Source organism: Pantoea sp. FN0305, from assembly GCF_050113845.1.
Classification (GTDB): Bacteria; Pseudomonadota; Gammaproteobacteria; order Enterobacterales; family Enterobacteriaceae; genus Mixta; species Mixta alhagi.
In genome coordinates this window covers 171,170-192,408 of the sequence record NZ_JBNJSN010000006.1, presented here as the reverse complement: position 1 = coordinate 192,408, position 21,239 = coordinate 171,170, and the positions used below count along the sequence as shown (strand labels likewise).

Genomic DNA, 21,239 nt, shown 5'->3' with positions numbered 1-21,239 from the left:
CAATGCCTTATTTTAATAGAATCTTTGCGGCACGATTTTTGAAAACGCTGCTGATTGTATGTTGTATCGGGTTATTAATCGCTGCTATCTGGTTTCTTGGACCCTTTTTTGGTTTTGGCGATTCTCGTCCGTTACAGAGTGTTGAATCGCGCATAGTTTTTATCCTGCTGGCCGTGCTGTGTCTGGTTATTTTCTGGTTACGCTGGCCACTATTTATCGCGATAACCGCAACGCTGTGCGTGATGGTTTGGGTCTTTGGCCCGTTCCTGCTTGCGGGTGAAAACCATCCACTGGCGCCGGTGAGCGTCAGGCTAGCGATTATTGCGATTTTTTTGGCCGGTGCACTACTGTATGGCCTGTGGTTGCTTCTGCTGGCGTTAAAAGATAATCCGGCGCTGTTGGATAAGTTTGCCCGCCGCAAGACCCCTGCTGCGGAAAGCGATACGTCCGAAATCTCTGCGGTTATTGCCAGCGCTATAGATTATGTGAATAAAAGTTGCAGCAATCTCTCTTTCTTTCAGCGTGTAATTTTAGCGCGTAAGCCCCTGGATCTTTTGCCGTGGTATATGGTTCTCGGTACACAAGGTGCAGGTAAGACTTCTGCAATTCTGGGGGCAGGGCAGAACTTCCCGTTGCCCGAGCAACTGAATCAGGTTGGAAAACCGGCGCAGCAAACACGTAACTGCGAATGCTGGTTTACTAATGACGCGGTCTATGTTGATACCTCCGGGAAATACGTTAGCGAGCCGGAAGCAAATATCAACGAATGGCACGCAATACTCAAAGCCCTGAAAAAATATCGGCCTGTGAAAGCGTTAAACGGAGCGGTAGTGACATTTACTGCCGCTGATGTGCTGGGGCGAAGCCAGGCTGAGCTGTTTGAACTGGCGGCAAGCCTGCGTGCCAGAGTGGATGAACTGCGCCAGACGCTGGGCGTACGTTTCCCTGTGTATGTCATGGTGACCAAGCTGGACCAACTGCCGGGGTTTGCTGAGTATTTCAGGATTTTAACTGAGCAGGAACGCGAGCAGGTCTGGGGAGTAACTTTTCCCTATGGCGATGCCAGAACGGCGTCAGTCGGCGAACTGAACGATCAGATAAAAGAAGAATTTTCTTTGCTTGAGGATCGTATTGAGCGGGACATGATCGTTCGCCTGCAGGAAGAGTATGACAACCGCGATCGCAAGAAGATGTATGCACTGCCGCAGGATTTCCTTCTGTTGTCAGAGCGGGTAGCCGAGGTTGTTCACAATATCTTTTTTGCTTCCCGCTACGATGAAACGCAAAGCTATACTCTGTTGCGCGGTATCTATTTTTCCAGCAGTCATCAGCCTGTAGGATTAAGTCTGCTGAATAACCAGAGCATCATACATAAATGGTCAAACTACGTTGAGGGCAAAACGCCAACGGCGGTGGCTTCGTTAACTGCCCAGCCGGAAGAGAGTAATTTTTTAATCAATAACGTGTCGTACGGTCGTCAGTATTTCCTCAAACAGCTGTTTAGCGAAGTGATCGTCAAAGATCTGGGGCTGGCGCGGTATAACCTGGCGAATGAATCGAAATATCGCCTGCAGCGTTTTTTGGGGCATACGTTCTCTATTTTGCTGGCTTTCATACTACTGAACGGTTTCTGGAATAGTTACCAGTATAACAACGATTATCTGGACGCTGTGGATACGAAAGTCAGTACGCTGGGTGGCGAAGTAAAACGTTTTGCCGATACCACAGCGGACAACTTGTTGCCGCGCCTGCTTACGCTTTCGCAATACCTTCCGGAATATCGCTCGCTGGATATATTCAATCCGCCGCTCAATTGGCGCTACGGCCTTTATACCGGTGACGAAGTTGCCAGGGCTTCTGATTCGTTATATCAGTTTTTCCTGCAACGACTATTATTGCCGCAGATTGAACACCAGGTTGCTCTGGCGCTTCAGGAGACGATTGATAACGGTAATTCCGAACAAATTTATCGTCAATTGAAAATTTATTTGCAGGTATACGGCCAGGGTGAATTCGATAAGCAGTACATGATCGCCAGTATTACCCATTTGTGGGAAATGACGAATAAGCTTCAGCCCTACGAAGAGCGTCGAATTTTTATCTCACACCTGAATAATCTTTTTGATTCTCCTGAGTGGCGACGCTTCGGGCAGGAGCCGGATGAAGGATTAGTGAAGTACGCTCGAGCCATGCTCGAACGTAAGGATCTGGCCAGCCGTTTGTACGAACGTATTAAAGACTCGGTGGCGCAGGATGTGCCTGCTGATTTGACGTTAAGTGCGATGGCTAAATCACGCGGCGGAGAGTTATTTTCGCCGCTCGACGAAAATGGAACAACGGTTATCCCCGGTCTTTTTACCCATGCCGGTTATTACGAGGCGTTTAAAAAAAAAATGGGTCCTAACCTGATTCCGCTGGTTCGTGAGGATGCCTGGGTGTTGGGTAAAACGGAACCTGACAATGCAGTCGCGCCCGTTATGCAGGTCAAAATGACTAACAGCGGCGCCTTGGTTAACCCCGTACAACAACAGATCCTGACGCTCTATTTGGATGAGTATACGCGGCACTGGCAGGATTTTCTGGGCAATATCCGCATCAAAATGCATGCGTTGTCTTTAGACTATGGTCATACAGGTATGACGGCGGATATCTATATGCTGCGACAGTTGAGCGCATCGGACTCGCCGTTGGTTAACTTCATTACCCGCGCAGTCAGCGAAACCACGCTGATTAGTAAAGAGAATAAATCGCTGCTCGATAATGTCAGCAACAAGGGGCAAATCTTAAATGCGGCCGCCAAAGTAAATCTGGCCTATGCGGCGATGGAAAAGAAGTTGCTTCAGGAACGGGTAGATAATCATTTTGCTCCGCTGCGTGAGTTTGTGACCGGAGCCCGCGAGTCGGCGGGCGGAGCCTCTGCAATGGGGGGCGGCGCGGAGCTGAGCAAGCTGATGGGTGCGCTCAGTGAGCAATACACGTTGTTCGTTATCTATAACGATGCGCTGAAAAATGGCAATGCGATGGCACTTTCTGATTCCATGCGTCAGCTAAGTGCAGAATCGCAAACCTGGCCCGACCCGCTGCCAAACTTGATTGTGCCGTTACTGGAAGGCGTGTGGCATCGGGCGAGTGAGGGGGCTGTTGTCAGAAGTAATCGAGATATTGATGAGAAACTTGGCCGGGTATGTCGTGCTACTTTGCAGGGGCGCTATCCCTTTGCGAATAGCCAGCGAGAGGCGAAGCTCGCTGATTTCGAACGTTTCTTTGCCTCTGGCGGGCTGGTGGATGAGTACTTTAAAACTCATCTGACGAACATCGTGGATACCTCATCACGACCATGGGGCTACAAAGGCGATGTGGCGGATAGCGCAAACACCCTGGATATGTTCGAAAGAGCGGCGGAAATTCGAAATGCTTTTTTTCAGGACGAAGGAGGGCGTCGTTTTTCGCTCACTTTTGATATCTCGGTGCCTTATTTAGCGCCAGAAATTACGCAGTTGAATATGAATTTCGACGGTAAGCAGGTGAATTATGCGCACTGGCCTGTTTCTCCAGTTTCGGTTATTTGGCCTGCGTCGCGTATGACCTCAAGAGTGACGCTTAATGCCACGCCGCGTGTTGCGTCAGGAAATTCATCGTTAATGTTTACCGGCCCGTGGTCCCTGTTTCGCTGGATAGACAGCGCCAGTGATATTGTGGCGAACCATTCCGACGATATGCAGCTGGTATTTGATTTAGATTCACGACGGGCAAATATCGAAGTCACGGGGTTAACTTATAAAGACCGGCCTGTAATGGAACTGTTGAAAAATTTCCGCTGCCCCAGCGATTATTAAAAAGTGGCGACTATATATAGAGGGAACTATGTCGATACGCCTGTGTTTACTTGTCGATGAATCGTGTGCAGGTCAGTTTCGCAGGTTGAGTAAAACGCAGCGCGAAGTGCGCTCGATTATTACGCAGCAAATACTGCCAAGCATCGGATCCTCAATACTTGATAAATATTTACCGGAACATTATCCATGGTGCTTTGTTATTTCCGCTGCCTCACTTCGACAAAGGCATTCCTGCGTCGGCGCGTTTATGGTACTGCCGGATAAGCAAGGGAAAAAATTACTTGTTGTTGTTTATAGCCCGGTCTCTTATTCATGGTTGCAAAAAAATATGCATGTTGAATTTCCTCTGACATTCTGGGCTTCAAGAATTTTAAACATGGCACGGAAAAATGATCTGGTGAAAAAAGACTGGCAGCTGTTATGGCAATGGGTGAGGGCGCTCGGACGAAGTTATTCCCCCTGGTGGGAAAGGGTGCTGACACCAGCCTGGCAATTTAAAAATCAATCTCAGGTGTTACTCAGGGAGGGATCGCAGGAAGACTATTGCATTCGAAATAACGATGGTGTCGAGATTATGCCGTGGAAAAACTGGCCTGACTGTATTCAACAGGATGCAGGCATCTGGATTTGGCGGCAAAGCCGACACGGGAAAATATTAGATTCGCGGAGAATTCCGTTACAGCGCGCTGAGGCTAAATTGCCTGACGCATCATTTTAAGCTACTCACAACGCATCAGGTGATCGTATGTCACGAACCATTAAATTAAGTAGCCCGGCGATGCCACTGCTGCTTGGAGAGCCAGCGTTGATAATTTCAAAGCTGGATGGTGAAGAATCGCTTTCTTCGCTCTATTCTTACCTGATTACTGTCAGGACACCTTCTAATCCGCTTATTCCCTGGCAGGAGGCGTCGAATGTTGATTTGAAGTCATTAATCGGCAAAGAGATGACTGTTGAAATTGAGCTTGATGGTAATGGGCTTGGGGATTTTACTGGCATTGGCAAAGGTATCCGTGAAATATCCGGTATAGTGCAAAGAGCGCGATATATTGGTCGCGATGGCTACCAGGCGCTTTATGAAATTATCCTGCGGCCCTGGCTTCATCTTGCGGAATTAACTACCGACTTTAAAATATTTCAGCAGAAATCGGTGGTAAATATTATCGATGAGGTATTAGGCGATTATAACTTCCCCTTTGAGAAACGACTGTCAGGAAGCTATCCACTGCTTGATTTTCAGGTGCAGTATGGCGAGACGGACTTCGCTTTTATTGAACGACTGATGGAAGAGTGGGGGATTTACTGGTTCTTTGAACACAGTGAAAAAAGTCACAAGCTAATTCTGGTTGATAATGTCGGTGCGCATAAGCGTTTCCCAAGCGAAGCCTACCACGTTATTCAATATGCTTCCGACAATCCGAAGATGGATGAAGAATACATCAACCAATTCCATTTACAGGAAACGATTACCTCTGGAAAGTGGGTAACAAATGATTATGACTTTACTAAATCCCGAGCCGATATTATGGCGCTCGACAGTAAACCGCGGAAGACCAGTTTTAACCAGATGGAGATTTTTCACTGGCCAGGAGATTACGAGCAACCTGCTGTCGGTGAGCATCTGGCACGGGTGCGGATGGAAGAACGTGGAGCGTTAGGTTCGCGCTGCGAAGGTTCTGGCGAGTTGCGTGGTATAGCCTGTGGTTGCAGTTTTGAACTCGTGAATTACCCCGTAGAAAAAGCTAATCGTGAATATATGATAATGCGCAGTCATCTGTTGGTGGAGGAAATTAATCAGCTTTCTTCACAGGATGAATTTCGCTACAGCTGTGATTTTACCGTTCATCCAATGACCAAGATTTACCGACATCCGGTGACGGTAGCAAAACCAAAAACCAGTGGCCCACAGACAGCAATCGTCGTTGGGCCTCCGGGTGAGGAAATTTGGACAGATAAATATGGCCGCGTCAAAGTCCGTTTTCTTTGGGATCGCTACGGTAAGAATCGTGAATCTGATTCCTGCTGGCTGCGCGTCAGCCAGGCATGGGCAGGGAATAAATTTGGCGGGATCTATATTCCTCGTATTGGTCACGAAGTGATTGTCGACTTTATTAATGGCGATCCAGACAGACCCTTAATCACAGGCAGCCTTTATAACAACGTGACGATGCCGCCGTGGGATTTGCCAGCTAACGCGACACAAAGCGGGCTTATCACTCGTACCGTTGGCGGCGGGCTCAGTAACTACAATGGCATTCGTTACGAAGATAAACCGGGGCAGGAGCATTACTGGGAGCAGGCTGAACGGGATATGTCCCGTCTGACTAAGCAAAACGAAGTACAGACCATTGGTATGAACTCTGACGTCAATGTTGGCCAGTCGCGCAATCTGTTTGTTGGCGGGGACTATAAGTCTGATGTTGTCGGTAATAGCAGCGCTATGATTGGCGCTGCGTTGGCGATTCAGGTTGGTGGAAATCAGGACGACAATGTTATAGGAGCGAAAGGGATCAATGTCGGCGGCGCCTTTATGACTGCCGTCGGAGGATATCACTCGCTTTCCGTTGGCGGCGCTCATCAGGTGAATGTGGGAGGCTATCACTCCCTTGCCGTAGGCGGCGCGAGCACCATGGTAGCAGGCGGCGCAATGACACTCACAGCGGGGGGCGAGTTGGTTATTGCGGCTAAAAAAATAAAAATCATCGGTTCCAGTCAGGTGGTTATCCAGGGAGGACAAGTTGATATTAATCCCGGTGATAACTCTGATGGCGGCGGCGGCGGTGGCGGTGGCGGTGGTGGCGGGATGATAGGTTTACCGGGATTACCGGCCGTTTCCGCGCTGTTTGGCGTAATTATCCCATTACCGCCTATACCAACACCAACGCCGACCGTGTCGCCGACCGTGACGCCAACCGTGACGCCGACCGTGACGCCAACCGTGACGCCGACCGTGACGCCGACCGTGACGCCAACCGTGTCGCCGACCGTGACGCCAACCGTGACGCCAACCGTGACGCCGACCGTGACGCCAACCGTGACGCCGACCGTGACGCCGACCGTGACGCCGACCGTGACGCCGACCGTGACGCCGACCGAGACGCCGACCGAGACGCCGACCGTGACGCCAACCGTGACGCCGACCGTGACGCCGACCGTGACGCCAACGGAGACGCCGACCGAAACGCCGACCGTGACGCCAACCGTGACGCCGACCGTGACGCCGACCGTGACGCCAACCGTGATGCCGACCGTGATGCCGACCGTGATGCCGACCGTGATGCCGACCGAGACGCCGACCGAGACGCCGACCGAGACGCCGACCGGGAGTGAAACCATCGAACCTTAATTGTTTATTGAACTTAGTGGCGAGTCGCTTGCGCCCTCGCCATATTATTCCAACAAGGAGAATTAATAATGCAAAACGCAGGACGAGTAGGTGATGCCACCTCGCATGGTGGTGCGTTATGTTCTGGATCTGGAAATGTCTATATTAATGGCCTGCCCGCCGCAGTTGCCGGAGCAAGCGTAGCACCCTGCGCGCTGGGACACGGAGCCGCGCCAGTCGCGACAGGGGCTGTCACGGTTTTTATTAATGGTTTACCGGCAGCTCGCCTTGGTGATGTCACGGGTTGCGGTGCCGTTGTTGTGTCGGGGTCTGCTAATGTTTATATAGGCTGATGTCGTGAATATTCAATTTGAATGGCCCGCGTCGCGGGAAGCGATGAGTATTTCCAGAAATCTGACTGCTGACAATGCTGTCACGTTTGATGCGGTCAATGGAAACTTTAACGATCATAATAGTCATTTGGGTCATGATGCCGTTATTTTCTACTGGCGCATGGCCAGGCCCGTAATGCTGAGTTTGTGCGCGAGTCATGTCTGTTATCTGGATGGTATTGAGGTGTCATACGGAAGTGTTCATCCGTTGCGTGAGGCAAGCAAAATTCAGGTCGGGCACTTCAAGTTAGTTATAGTCGGCGAGGGCAATGACGAGATCGATGATCAGTCGTTCTTTCGGCTCATTTATCCCAATGGCGTTTGGCAGACGAGTGATAAACTTCCTGAGGTTGAAAACATTCTTCCTAACGGCGGGAGTTACGTTAATGATCTGCGCTATTTCAATGACGTCATACTCGCTCAGAATAAAGGCGACGATATTCTGAAAATGCTGGAATTAGAATATAAGCGATTTCTGATCTGGCAGGAGCAGGATAGCGGTTGCTTTGACGGAACTTCTCATCAGACTAATCACATTTTTAAAAAGGACTATCGTTTTGAAAGAATTAGAGAGCAGCTCAAAGACAAAACGCTGACTGAATGTGTTGTCGACAGAACTTTTCTGATGGAGAAAGTATGGCCGGAGCTGGAGCAGGGTGAACAGTGGGATGAACTTTTCGGGGAAGAAGAGAAATCCGATCTGCTTCGCTCTTTGTCTCCTGAACACATTGTTGCGAAAAGCAGATATCAGGTCCCTGAACTGGTATTTCAGGACTTCTATAAAGTGGGTCTGGACACTTATTATTAATCGAAGGAATCGATACTATGCAAAATTTTACATCTCTTACTCAAATGCTCAAAACTTCATCGTTGAATGAGCTGCAGAAACAGATACTGGAGCAAGTTAAATCGCAGCCCCAGGATCTGAAAGCACGAGAAATACTGTTCAAACTCTATTGTGTTGATGGTGCCTGGGATAAAGCGTTACTGCAGCTACAAACGCTGGCTCTGATAGATGATGGATTGAAAACACAGACTGAACTCTACAAAAACCTGGTATTCAGTGAAATGCAGCGTCAACAGGTATTAACCGGCGGGCGTCTGGCCACAACCTTGCAGGATGATATGCCGGCGTGGATGTTGAAATTACATGAAGCGAACGCGGAGCATTATCAGGGCAACACCGAGCAGGCAGTTATATTGCGGGAAGAAGCGTTTGGCCTGGCACCCGAAAGCGCCGGGAAAAGCGACACCTTAGGGAACTTTTCATGGATAGCCGACAGTGATGGTCGTCTTGGTCCGATATGTGAGTTTATTTGTGCAGGCGGATACCGTTGGCTGCCTTACTCTTCCATCCAACAATTGAGCGTATCCAAACCTGAAGATCTTCTGGATTTACTATGGCTGCCTGCAACGATAAATGCAGATGGTGAAACATACTCCGGTTATATCCCGGCACGTTATCCCGTGGAAAACGCAGATCCCCAGGATAATAAATTAGGATTAAAAACGGAGTGGCAGCAATGGTCTGAAGTACTTTCTACAGGGAGCGGTAGGAAAGTTGTCATTACCGATATCAGTGAGCACTCAATTATGGAAGTTGGCGAAATTGTTTTCGGATAATAAGCGACAATATCTTCCCATCTTACTGGAGCGTCTTCAGGATGATGAGCCCAGAAGTCCTCACGATCGTGTCAGATCAATTGATATCAGAAAGATGCGCAGCATTGTTCAAAAGGATATTACCGATCTGATTAACCATACTAATATTGAGGATACACTGAATGAACGCCAACATAAGTTAGTTATGGAGTCGGTACTCAATTATGGCGTTTCGCCTTTGATCGGTAACATGGAGAATCATCGTAACTGGAATGTAATAGAGAAAACTATTCGTGATGCAATTTTACGTTTTGAGCCTCGGATAATTCCTGAGACGTTTCTTGTTCGCTCTTTACAGGACAAAGATGGGCTGGCCCGGCATGCTGTGGTTCTTTTTGAAATCAGAGCGATGATTTATTGGCAACCCAGACCCATTGATCTATGTATGAATGGTCATTATGACTTTGAGTCCGAAAAAGTAGATCTGAAACTGCTGTGATTATTTTTTATTTTCTCTTTTAACAGACTATTTCTGATTTTTGGGGAATACCATTAAGATTTTTCTTGATTATTTATCCCAAAATGGCTCTAAATTATATTTTAAGGAGGGGTTATATTCCGAAAGAAATTTTTTCGGAATACACCCTTAAAAATTTTTAACTAATTATATGCTTGTTGTTTATTTTATTGGTTATAATTTAATATATAGTTATTTTTTTAGATATATTTTATCGTTATATATATATAAGATGTAAAAGGAGAACCGTTGGATAAAATTCCAGGTAGTGAGAGTAAAAACAAAAATGTATTTTAAGCCTTTTCTTATAGTCTTTCTTTATCTGTTTTATTATAATTCTCCTCCGTCTGTTATACATCGCTTCTGATCGTTCATTTTTTTGCTGGCTGGCTTTTGCTGTGCATGGAGTAATTGCAAGTGTATGGAAATCACGATGTATGGGTGTGATGTATGTTAAATATACTATTGATGGATTGAAACTTTTATCAGATATCAGGATTAATTTTCTTAATCTTTAACCAGTTCGCTGATGATCGTAAAGGGCAGGTTATTTTTTATTGTCATTAGAGGAAAAAAACGTGATATTGCGTGTGTCATTTTTAGCGATGACATAGTGACAATTTGTACTGTTAATAAAAGAACTGTCGCAATCTGAATGTTGCTTATTTTATAGACTGTAATTTTCGGGGTTTTATTTTTTCTGATATTTTCTATTACTTTCTATGCCAAATGTAAACAGAGGACTATTGGACAGGATGTCAGGTAGTGAGTGTGAAGAGGAATTTTGAGCCTTTTCTTATGATTTTTCTCTGTCTATCTCCATGTAATTTATGTCTCTGGTTTATTTAATTCAATAGGTATCTTTCTGTCTGATCTGTAGTCTGTCTTAACTATTTTAATATAGATGGTGCACCATGATGCGGGAGGGTAGCGTTTAAAAGACCATTATATTGTGACCCAAACAGGTTGCGCCTGAATGGCCTGGCTTAGTAAGCCATTTCTGTTCGTTTGTTTTGTTTGCACTGTCTGGTGTTCGCTGTACTTGAGTAATTGTAAGTGGGTTGAAATTACAACGCATGGATGTGATGTATGTTGAATATATTATTGATGGATTCAAACTTTTACCTGATGTCAGGATTGAGCGCCTTAATTTTCAACCAGTGCACCGATGTCCATAAAGAGGAAGTTCTTTTTTTATTGCCATCACAAGAAAAAAACCATGATATTGCGGATATTATTTTCCGCGATGACATGGTGACGATTCGGATTTTTAATCAAAGAAGTATCTGCACTAGCCATGGATCAGGCCGGAGAGGGGATGAAGGGATGACAATTCACGTTCCATTTATAACCAAAAACCTGACCCTGGATGAAATTTCCATAAAGATCGGCAAAATACTTTCAATAGCCAGAGCCGATTATAACGTGTTGGTCAACAGGGAAGAGGCGTACTGGAATTTTGGCTTAAAAAAATATGCTCAGCTTTCAGATACTGAAAATGATGTAATGATTTTGGTTGGACGGGGTTACGACAGCACGGACATATCAAGAATTCTGAATCGTTCACGGAAAACAATCAGTACTCATTACCGTAATGCCAGCCGCAAGATGGGAGCGGTTAATCGGGCGGAATTTTACCGATATGCCTCATTTATTGCAAATTGCCGTCGGGATGAAAGAAATACGCTTTGCCTGTAGCTGAACAACTTAAAAGGAATTGACTATGAATAAGGACTTACATAATAAACGGCATTTGTATCTTTCTTCGCATTGCCAACTGTATATTTTACCCGTTTATCTTGTTTCATGTTCATACGTATGGGCAGTGAATACTGATGCAATTATAGCTAATGGGACTGTACGCACAATTGAAAATATAACCCTTGCCAATGGCACTAACGGCAATTTTATTATTGAGGCAAAAAACGGCGCAGATTTAACTGCCACAAATGTTGAACTGAATAGTTCCAGCATTCATGGAGGCGGAGCCTGGGTTGATAATAGCAAGCTCACGGCTCAAGGGTTGCAAATCAATGTCACCGGTCATCGGGGTGCCGGATTATATCTGGCAAACAGCAGTGTTGCCGCGATTGATAATATGACCATCACAGGCCAGGGAAGCGCGAATGGATTGGTGCTTGATGGTAGCTGGTCTGGCATGGGTAGCCTGGCAAAGGCAGACGTCACTGATGGAACGATTACGATCGATTCTGGCGAAGCCATTCGAGTCAGCGCGGGCGAACTGACCTTAAAGAATGTATCGGCCAGTACCCAGGGCAATAGCAGCTATGCAGTCAATGTTAACTCAAATGCAAAAGTCGTTATTGAGGGAGGAGATTATTTTACGCAGGGCGCATATAGCGATGCAGTTTGGGTCGCCTCATCGGATTCCTCCGTTACGGTGGACAACGCTACCATTACTACTCAGGGTGACCGATCTATTGCGGTTAATGCTCAGCGAGGAAGAGCAAGCGTCACGAATAGTACTCTTGAAGCGCAAGGTGAAAACGCCTACGGATTGTATACCGAAAGCCAGATCCAGGGGGATGGACTGGCGGTCACAACCACGGGAACAGGTGGCGCGGGGATGTTTACGGCGTCTGGAGGGCAAGGGAGGCTGAATAACAGCACAATTGCAACGTACGGTAAGCTGGCTCCCGGCCTGCTGGCTTACCCTGGCTCGAAAATCACCGCCAATAATGTGGAGGTCAATACCGCAGGCAATAAAAGCTTCGGGGTATGGAGCCATGCCGGCACGCTGGATATCAGCAATAGTCTTATCTCCACTTCTGGCTATGGGGCTAGTGGATTGTTTGTGAATGGCTATTCCTCATCGCTGAAAAATGATGTATCGCTGGACAATGTGATGCTTCACGCAGATCAGGCACAGGCGATTCAAGTTGATACCACCAATCTGGTGCTGGAAGTAAAAAACTCCGTACTGACAGGAGGGAATGGTCAATTGATGACAGTCAGCAATTATGAAGATGCGCTCGATCCTGCCAATAACCTCTACAGCGACGTAACGTTTAGCGCAGTAAATAGTACGCTAAATGGCGATATCTCTGTGTCAGATCCAGGTAACGCGGTAGTGGTGAATCTTGCATCTGGCTCGGTGCTGATGGGAGCGGTTACTCATACAACTTCTCTCGTGCTTGATGACAGTAGTCGCTGGAACATGAGCAACAGCTCAAGCGTCGGGCAACTGATAAATAACGGCACTATTACATTTTCTGACGTAAACAAGTTCGACACCCTAACCGTAACGGGCAATTACTTGGGTGATGGTGGTCTGTTGGTGATGAATAGTGTATTAGGCGATGACGGTTCACCGTCAAACAAACTGATTGTCGGAGGGGACGTTCTCCAGGGAACAACCCGTATTTCCATTAATAATCTTGGTGGATATGGCGCAAAAACCGTTGAAGGTATTGAAATTGTTGATGTTGGCGGTACTTCCATCGGCAACTTTGTTAAGTCGGGCCGTATTGTTGCCGGGGCATATGATTACGATCTCGTTCGTAAGGGGGAAAGCTGGTATCTGACCAGCCAGTTAACGCCGGTTGACCCCGCGCCGACACCCGATTTCGGGTCGACGGCTGTTGTTCGCCCAGAAGGCGGAAGCTACATCGCAAATCTGGCGGCGGGAAATACCCTGTTTATGATGACGCTGCACGATCGACTTGGAGAGCCGCAATTTAGCGATACGCTCCTGAGTCAGAGGGAAATCACCAGCCTGTGGCTACGACAGGTCGGCGGGCATAACGTGTGGCGCGACGGTAGCGGGCAGTTAAAAACCCAAAGCAATCGTTATGTGGCACAGCTAGGAGGAGATGTCGCGCGCTGGAGTACCGATGGTACAGATCGCTGGCATGTCGGGTTTATGGCAGGCTATGCCAATAGCCACAGCACGACAGATAATCGCGTAAACGGTTATCACTCGAAGGGCTCTGTTAAAGGGTATAGCGTCGGGGGTTATGCAACATGGTATGCGAACCAAGAAAACCATACCGGGGCCTGGCTGGATAGCTGGTTGCAATATAGCTGGTTTAATAATGAAGTGAGCGGCGAAAAACTGGCGGCTGAAATTTATAAGTCGCACGGATTTACCGCTTCGCTGGAAGGCGGTTACACCTGGAAAACCGGCCAGTTCTGGGGCAGTCATGGCACACTTAATGAGTGGTTTGTTCAACCGCAGATTCAGGCGGTGTGGATGGGTGTACGCGCCGATGATCATCAGGAAGCAAATGGCACCCGAATACAGGGCAAGGGCGACGGGAACTGGATGACCCGAATGGGCATTAAAACCTGGCTTAACGGTCACCACATGCGCGATAACGTTAAGCAGCGTGAATTTCAGCCTTATATCGCGTTGAACTGGTTACATAACACGCGAAATTTCGCCACGAAAATGGATGGTATACGGGTAAGCCAGAATGGCGCGACGAATCTGGCTGAAGTGAAGATCGGGCTAGAAGGAAAAATTAATCCACGCTTGAATGTCTGGGGTAATGTCGGCGTACAGATAGGCGATGCTGGCTATAACGACACTGCCGCGATAGTAGGAATGAAATATAACTTTTAACAACCAGCTCTTGTCATGCAACAATTTGATGACGATGAAGCGGATAAACATGGTCCGGGACTTGCCTTCCTGCTGACACAGCGCTTGCGCTGGCCCTGTAGGATCAGCCTCAGGAGAGGGCGAATAATCGAATGCGTTCGATGAAGAGTCCGTACGCAGGAAAGCAAAAACCCGCCTTGTGGGCGGGTTCTTTAAATAGTGGTGCCCGGACTCGGAATCGAACCAAGGACACGGGGATTTTCAATCCCCTGCTCTACCGACTGAGCTATCCGGGCAACGGGGCGCATTAAACCGTAAAGGCTAACAGGGGTCAACGGCTTTCTGTGAAAAAGTTACGGAAATGCGGCCGATCGCCTGCTTTTCGCGCAGAGTGACGAAAAATTGTCAGGTTAGCGCGCCGTTTCGACGACAAAGCGCGATATGCAATACATCTTCCGCCAGCTGACGAGCAATAGCCACATCCTGCTGATTGCGTTTCACCAGCAGCTTGCTCAGACAGCCTTCCAGCACCAGCTCCATCTGATCGGCTATCAGCGTTGGATTATCCGTGCCCAGCATTGTTAACAGCTCATGGGTGTATTGCCAGGAGGCGCGTTTTTGCTGCTCGGCCAGCTGATGCACCGGGTGATCGGCCTGCGGGTAAAAACTACAGGCGGCAATAAACAAACAGCCCGGAAAGCGACCATTGCCGACGGATTCTTCCAGCACTTTATAACGTGCCAGCAGTTTTTCCTCGGCGCTGAGGGTGTCATCCAGCAGGAGCTGACGACGCCAGCTATCGATCTGTTGACCATGATAGCGCAACGCGTCATACAGCAACGCCTCACGGTCGGGCCAGAAACGTTTTAGTTGATCATAAGGGACCGCAACCTGACCAGCCAGCTCCTCCAGCGAGACGGTGCCCGCAAGACCATTTTGTTCCAGTACGTTTAGTGCGTGGTCGAGTACCTGTTCACGTTGCACGTAAAACCTCTCCTGTAAGCGTTTTTCTGTCGGTAAATCGGCAGTCACGTTCATTGAACCAGACTCCAGTGTCGTTTACCGCGCCAGTTTCTGCAAATGCGCCTGAAATGCGGCGGCGTTCAGATAACCTGTTATACGCGAGCCAGGGATCTCTTTGCCCTGTGCATCAAAAAACAGAATAGTGGGCAGCCCCAGCACCTGTAAATGCTGCAACAGCGCGCTATCCTGCTGGCTGTTGGCAGTGACATCCGCCTGCAGCAGCACCATCGACATCAACGCCTGCCGCACTCCGGCATCGCTGAAGGTATATTTGCTGAACTCTTTGCAGGCAACGCACCAGTCGGCATAGAAATCCAGCATAGTTATTTTGCCGTGCGCCTGCTGTAGCCGGGCATCCAGCTGCGCGACGCTGCTCACGCGAGTGAAGTTCAACTCCGTATGCGCAGCGGCAGACGTCTGCGTGCCGAAGGCCCACTGCTGCAAAGGCTGTGCGCTGACCAGCGCCGCCGCCAGCAGCAGTACCTGCGCCACGCGTAACCAGCCACGCCGCGCCTGCAGGCTGATAATAAAGGCCCAGGCAAAAAAGCTGACTGCCAGCAGGCTCCAGAGCCGCAGCCCCCAGCTATCGCCAAGGATACGCTCCAGCAGAAACACCGGCAGTGCCAGAATCACAAAGCCAAATCCTTCTTTAACCGTCTGCATCCACGGGCCGCTTTTCGGCAGCAGGCGATTGCCAAACAGCGTAACGGCAATCAGCGGCAGACCCATGCCAAAAGCGTACAGCCACAGCGTGCCAGCGCCCGCCAACATATTGCCGCTTTGGGCAATATAAAGCAGGATGGCGCTGAGCGGCGCGGTGGTGCAGGGGGAACAAATCAAGCCCGCCAGCGCGCCCATCAAAAATACGCCGGGCAGCGAACCACCGCGTTGACGGTTGCTCCAGAGCGTCAGTCGCGTTTGCAGGCTGGCAGGCAGCTGCAGAGTAAAGAGGCCGAACATTGATAACGCCAGCAGCACAAACAGCAGCGAGAGCGCGATCAGCACATACGGATGCTGCAGCGCCGCCTGAAAGCGTAAGCCTGCGGCGGCAACCACCACGCCCAACAGCGTATAGGTCAGCGCCATGCCCTGTACGTAGACCATAGACAGCGCCAGCAGGCGGCCGCTCGATAGCTGACGGTTGCCGCCAAGAATGATGCCGGAAATCAATGGATACATTGGCAATACGCAGGGCGTGAAGGCAACGCCGATACCAATCAGCAATGCCCACAAGGGTGAGAAGGGCAGCGGCGTGCTCTCCGTTAGCGGCTTCTTGGCGGCGGAAGAGGTAACCGGCGCTGCAGCGTCGAAAGCGGGGGCTGGCTTCGTGAATGCCGCCGCGACCGCCGACAGCGGGATTTCACGCGTTTCCGGCGGATAGCAAAAGCCCGCTGCGGCGCAGCCCTGATAGCGCAGCGTCACGCTGGCATTATCGCCAGCTTCCGCAATGGTTACCGGGATGGTGAGATCCTGCGGATAGATTTCACTCTTGCCGTAAAACTCATCCTCATGCGGCTGGCCTGTCGGCAACTGCAGCGGAGCCAGCTTCGCCTGCCTGGCGGTCAGGCTGATTTGCTGCCGGTAGAGGTAATAGCCGGGTTTGACCTGCCAGCGCAGCGTTAAACGATCGCCCTGCTGACTGAAATCAAAGGAGAAGGCCTCATTAACCGGCACAAAGCCGCTTTGTGAATCTTTATCAAACAGTCCGGCTTGCGCGGGCAAACAAAGAATGGCGCTAATGAATAATAATATTATCGAAGCGATGCGCTGAGCCATGACAGGTAATCACTCTCTCCATGTTGTACCGGCAGCACCAGCAGTTCGGGCGTATCGTAGGGATGTTCCGCTTTCAGCAATTCGATTAGCGCCTGCTGATGAGTGACATCGCTTTTAAGCAGCATCTGCACTTCGCTGGCGCTTTCGCGCTGCCCCTGCCAGACATAATAAGAGGTCGCGCCTGGTAAAACGGTTACGCAGCCAGCCAGCCGCGCCGAGAGCGCTTTATCAGCCAGCTGTTGGGCGGTGGCGCTGTCGGGGACGGTACAAAGAACAATGACGGCGGTAGATAAAGTCATGGCTCGCTCCTGAGACTAAAAGTGCAATCATAGCACGGGCCGATGCGGATATTTTTGACTGGCGGTAAGCAGAGGTAACCCGGCGTGCACCGGGTTACCGGGGATGCTACAAAAACAGCTGTCCGAACAGAAAACCAAACGCCACCGACAGCACAATCGCGAGCGTGCCGGGGATCAGAAACGAGTGGTTAAAAACAAACTTGCCGATGCGCGTGGAGCCGGTGTCATCCATCTCAACCGCAGCCAGCAGCGTTGGGTAGGTAGGCAACACAAACAGCGCGGAAACGGCAGCGAAAGAGGCCACGGCAGTGATCGGCGAGACGCCCAGCATCAGCGCAGCAGGCATCAGTGCTTTCGTGGTTGCCGCCTGGGAATAGAGCAGGGTGGAAGCAAAAAACAGCACCAGCGCCAGCATCCACGGATGATTATTCAGCAGCTCTCCGGCCAGCATCTGAATATCATTGATATGCCCTTTTACAAAGGTATCCCCCAGCCAGGCGACCCCCATCACACAGATACAGGCGCTCATGCCCGATTTAAATGTGCTGGCGCTGAGGATAGCGCTGGTATCCACTTTACAGCTCAGGCAAATCAGCGTGGCGATGGTCAGCATAAACACCACAATCGCTTCGTTGCGCGGCAGCAGCGGATTCTGGATCAGACCGACATTTTCGCTGATTGCGGTGGCATAAAGCATGACGGCCACAATACCGATCAGAAACAGCAGCACCGAGCGTTTTGCGCCCGGCTTCTCTTCGAAAACCTGCGAGCCGCGCAGCGTCACTTCCCCTTTTGCCAGACGCGCCTGGTAAATTGGATCGTCCTGCAACTCTTTGCCGAGAAAGTTCGTTACCAGCGCCGCCACGAAAATCGCCGCCATGGTAGAAGGAATTGCCACGCCCAACAGCGCCAGATAGCCGATACCGCGCGGCTCAAGAATCCCGGCGAAATAGACCACGGCGGCAGAGATCGGTGAGGCGGTAATGGCAATCTGCGACGCGACAACAGCGATAGATAGCGGGCGTGACGGACGCACGCCTTGCTCTTTGGCGACTTCGGCAATAACCGGCAGCGTAGAGAACGCAGTATGGCCGGTGCCTGCCAGCAGCGTCATACAATAGGTCACCAGCGGCGCGAGGAAAGTAACGTAGCGGGGATGCTTACGCAGCAGCCGCTCAGCAAGGCTCACCAGGTAATCCATACCGCCCGCCACCTGCATAGCGGCAATAGCGGAAATCACGGCCATAATAATTTCGATAACATCGAAAGGAATGGCCCCCGGCTTCATTTGGCACAATAGCGTCAATACCAGCACGCCCAGACCGCCTGCAAAGCCGATGCCGATACCCCCCAGCCTGGCACCCAAATAGATTGCCAGCAGGACGATAACCAGCTCTACTCCCACCATAATATGACCCCTTATAAAGATGATAAAAATAATAAAAAGAAGTTAAAAATTTGTATGCTGCGGCAATAAAAAAGGCACGTTGTTCAGCGAACAGACGTGCCTGCAATGCGTTAAGAGTCGGGCTTAATTTTCATTTTCATCGGTATAGCGTTTTGCTTTATAAACAGGACGCATCAGGTTAGGAACGGAAAAGATATCGTCCAGTTCGGCTTCGGTCAGCAGACCGCGCTCCAGCACCACGTCTCTGACGCTTTTGCCGGTTTCAGCACAGATTTTTCCGACAATATCACCGTTATGGTGACCAATGTAAGGGTTGAGATAGGTCACGATACCGATAGAGTTAAACACGTACGCTTCACAAACCGCTTTATTGGCGGTAATGCCGTCAACGCATTTTTCCAGCAGGTTATAGCAGGCATTGGTCAGGATCTGAATAGATTCAAACATCGCCTGGCCGATTACCGGTTCCATCACGTTAAGCTGAAGCTGGCCTGCCTCGGAGGCCATGGTCACGGTAGTGTCATTGCCGATCACTTTAAAGCAAACCTGGTTTACTACTTCCGGCACCACTGGGTTCACTTTGGCTGGCATAATAGAAGAACCTGCCTGCAGCTCCGGCAGGTTGATTTCGTTCAGGCCGGCGCGCGGACCCGAAGAGAGCAGACGTAAATCGTTGCAGATTTTCGACAGCTTGACCGCAAGGCGTTTCAACGCGGAATGCACCATCACATAGGCGCCGCAGTCGGACGTTGCTTCGATCAGATCTTCAGCAGGCGTAACCGGCAGGTTGGTGACCTCGGCCAGTTTTTCTACCGCCAGTTGCTGATAGCCCTCCGGCGTATTCAGACGCGTGCCGATGGCCGTAGCGCCAAGGTTAACCTCCAGCAGCAGCTCGGCGGTTCGGGTAATGTTTTTAATCTCTTCTTTCAGCAGGACGTTAAAGGCGTGGAATTCCTGGCCCAACGTCATCGGCACGGCATCCTGTAGCTGCGTGCGACCCATCTTCAGAATCGTTTCAAACTCGATGGCTTTACGCTCAAAACCATCGCCCAACTGGGCGATCGCATCCAGCAGTTTCAGAATGGAGGCGTAAACCGCGATACGAAAGCCGGTAGGATAAGCGTCGTTGGTGGACTGGCATTTATTGACATGGTCATTCGGGTTCAGAAACTGATATTCCCCTTTCTGGTGCCCCATCAGTTCAAGCCCGATATTAGCCAACACCTCATTGGTGTTCATATTTACCGAGGTGCCTGCGCCCCCCTGATAGACATCAACCGGGAACTGGTCCATGCATTTGCCGTTATTCAATACCTCATCACACGCCTGGATAATGGTATTGGCAATATGACGAGGGATGGTCTGCAGCTCTTTATTGGCCAGCGCTGCCGCTTTCTTCACCATTACCATGCCGCGCACAAACTCAGGAATGTCGCTGATTTTATGGCTGCTGATACAGAAATTCTCAATCGCACGCAAAGTATGAACGCCGTAATACGCATCCGCCGGAACTTCACGCATGCCTAGCAGGTCTTCTTCGATACGAATGTTATTTGCCATGGGAACCTTCTTGTTAGAGCTACCGGTTACATCATTACAGGTGATGTGGTTATCGTGTCGGATTAAGCCCGGCAGATAAATTGTCCCTTATCGGCCTGGCCGCACGATCATAGGCTTAAGCGACACAAATATCTGAGTCCAGATCGCGATTCGAAGAAAAGCTGACGCAGAGCCAGCTTTAGGCTGTGATCATAATCCCAAAATCGCCGCAGGTGGGAAAAATCCAGCACCCTGGTTGAAAATTAACGTGCGCGCACCCATCTCTGTAGCTTATCTGCGCCATAGTTTGCTATGACGTTAACGCGACAACGCAGGTTGATCGCGTTTGAACTAAAGAATATCGCCGCTGCGCCGCAGGCGTGGCAGCCCGACTAAAGGAGAATACGGTGCGCTGGTTACCGTTACTAATACTGTTTTTATTCGCCTGGATTGAGATCACCCTGTTTATTCAGGTGGCGCACGTAATGGGCGTTTTACTGACGATGCTGCTGGTGATCTTTACCTCCGCCATCGGCGTGTCGCTGGTAAAAAATCAGGGCGTGAAGAACTTTCTGCTGATGCAGCAGAAGCTGGCGCAGGGAGAAAGCCCGGCGGAAGAGATGATCAAAAGCGTTTCGCTGATTATCGCTGGTTTCCTGCTGCTGCTGCCGGGATTTTTTACCGACTTCCTTGGCCTGCTGTTACTGCTGCCGCCGGTACAAAAACATCTGACCCTGAAGCTGATGCCGCACCTGCGCGTCTGGCGCGGGCCAGGGGCTGGCCCGGACAGCGGCTACACCATGGAAGGCGAATACGAGCGCAAAGACAGCGATCGTATTGGCCACGATAAAGATCATCAGGATCGTTAAAATTTTCACTCTGAACATGGCGGCAATGAGCCGCCATGTTTTTTTCTGCAGCCGCTTAGCCGGGTCGGCAAATTGATCCCAAACAAAAA

Annotated in this window: 15 protein-coding genes and 1 tRNA gene; 10 read left to right on the top strand and 6 right to left on the bottom strand. The window is 49.8% G+C overall.

Going from position 1 to position 21,239, the window contains the following annotated elements:
* Positions 1 to 38 precede the first annotated feature (38 nt).
* The 9 genes from tssM (at position 39) to ACQE3Y_RS13730 (ending at position 14,257) form a co-directional block, all read left to right on the top strand.
* A complete protein-coding gene (tssM, locus tag ACQE3Y_RS13770) occupies positions 39 to 3,836 on the top strand; it encodes a type VI secretion system membrane subunit TssM (RefSeq protein ID WP_426981897.1) in 3,798 nt (1,265 codons plus the stop codon).
* A gap of 28 nt (positions 3,837 to 3,864) precedes the next feature.
* A complete protein-coding gene (locus ACQE3Y_RS13765) occupies positions 3,865 to 4,554 on the top strand; it encodes a T6SS protein Cts1T (RefSeq protein ID WP_426973214.1) in 690 nt (229 codons plus the stop codon).
* 27 nt (positions 4,555 to 4,581) lie between these two features.
* On the top strand, positions 4,582 to 7,182 hold the full coding sequence (locus ACQE3Y_RS13760; protein ID WP_426981896.1) for a type VI secretion system Vgr family protein: 2,601 nt from the start codon (positions 4,582 to 4,584) through the stop codon (positions 7,180 to 7,182).
* A gap of 68 nt (positions 7,183 to 7,250) precedes the next feature.
* Positions 7,251 to 7,514: a PAAR domain-containing protein gene (locus ACQE3Y_RS13755; RefSeq protein WP_426973218.1), complete on the top strand. Its 264-nt coding sequence runs from the start codon at positions 7,251 to 7,253 to the stop codon at positions 7,512 to 7,514.
* Between the two features lie 4 nt (positions 7,515 to 7,518).
* Positions 7,519 to 8,361 carry a TagK domain-containing protein gene (locus tag ACQE3Y_RS13750; protein WP_426973219.1) on the top strand — a complete coding sequence of 281 codons (843 nt, stop codon included), beginning with the start codon at positions 7,519 to 7,521 and terminating at the stop codon, positions 8,359 to 8,361.
* A 17-nt stretch (positions 8,362 to 8,378) separates the two neighbouring features.
* Positions 8,379 to 9,176 (top strand): type VI secretion system accessory protein TagJ, encoded by a 798-nt coding sequence (locus tag ACQE3Y_RS13745; RefSeq protein WP_426981895.1) that lies wholly within the window; start codon positions 8,379 to 8,381, stop codon positions 9,174 to 9,176.
* Positions 9,133 to 9,654: a type VI secretion system baseplate subunit TssE gene (locus tag ACQE3Y_RS13740; protein WP_426981894.1), complete on the top strand. Its 522-nt coding sequence runs from the start codon at positions 9,133 to 9,135 to the stop codon at positions 9,652 to 9,654. Before ACQE3Y_RS13745 ends, ACQE3Y_RS13740 begins: the two co-directional genes overlap by 44 nt.
* A 1,107-nt stretch (positions 9,655 to 10,761) precedes the next feature.
* Complete coding sequence (locus ACQE3Y_RS13735) at positions 10,762 to 11,370, top strand: helix-turn-helix transcriptional regulator (RefSeq protein WP_426981893.1); 609 nt, start codon at positions 10,762 to 10,764, stop codon at positions 11,368 to 11,370.
* A gap of 25 nt (positions 11,371 to 11,395) precedes the next feature.
* Positions 11,396 to 14,257 (top strand): autotransporter outer membrane beta-barrel domain-containing protein, encoded by a 2,862-nt coding sequence (locus tag ACQE3Y_RS13730; RefSeq protein WP_426981892.1) that lies wholly within the window; start codon positions 11,396 to 11,398, stop codon positions 14,255 to 14,257.
* Between the two features lie 199 nt (positions 14,258 to 14,456).
* Here the strand turns inward: ACQE3Y_RS13730 and ACQE3Y_RS13725 are convergent.
* The 6 genes from ACQE3Y_RS13725 to aspA form a co-directional block, all read right to left on the bottom strand.
* Positions 14,457 to 14,532: transfer RNA gene (locus tag ACQE3Y_RS13725), tRNA-Phe, on the bottom strand.
* Positions 14,533 to 14,641: 109 nt separating this feature from the next.
* Positions 14,642 to 15,220 carry a division control transcriptional repressor DicD gene (dicD, locus tag ACQE3Y_RS13720; RefSeq protein ID WP_426973225.1) on the bottom strand — a complete coding sequence of 193 codons (579 nt, stop codon included), beginning with the start codon at positions 15,218 to 15,220 and terminating at the stop codon, positions 14,642 to 14,644.
* Positions 15,221 to 15,295: 75 nt separating this feature from the next.
* Entirely contained in the window at positions 15,296 to 17,035 is a 1,740-nt protein-coding gene (locus ACQE3Y_RS13715; protein WP_426981891.1) for a protein-disulfide reductase DsbD, read from the bottom strand.
* The gene (cutA, locus tag ACQE3Y_RS13710) at positions 17,011 to 17,334 is read right to left on the bottom strand and encodes a divalent cation tolerance protein CutA (RefSeq protein ID WP_426981890.1); all 324 of its coding nucleotides are present in this window, start codon (positions 17,332 to 17,334) and stop codon (positions 17,011 to 17,013) included. Before cutA ends, ACQE3Y_RS13715 begins: the two co-directional genes overlap by 25 nt.
* A 106-nt stretch (positions 17,335 to 17,440) precedes the next feature.
* Positions 17,441 to 18,742, bottom strand: a complete 1,302-nt coding sequence (locus tag ACQE3Y_RS13705) for an anaerobic C4-dicarboxylate transporter (RefSeq protein WP_426981889.1) — start codon at positions 18,740 to 18,742, stop codon at positions 17,441 to 17,443.
* A 123-nt stretch (positions 18,743 to 18,865) separates the two neighbouring features.
* Positions 18,866 to 20,302, bottom strand: a complete 1,437-nt coding sequence (gene aspA, locus ACQE3Y_RS13700) for an aspartate ammonia-lyase (protein ID WP_250650988.1) — start codon at positions 20,300 to 20,302, stop codon at positions 18,866 to 18,868.
* Between the two features lie 386 nt (positions 20,303 to 20,688).
* Between aspA and ACQE3Y_RS13695 the strand changes: the two genes are divergently transcribed.
* A complete protein-coding gene (locus ACQE3Y_RS13695; protein ID WP_250650987.1) occupies positions 20,689 to 21,150 on the top strand; it encodes an FxsA family protein in 462 nt (153 codons plus the stop codon).
* The last annotated feature ends 89 nt before the right edge of the window (positions 21,151 to 21,239 follow it).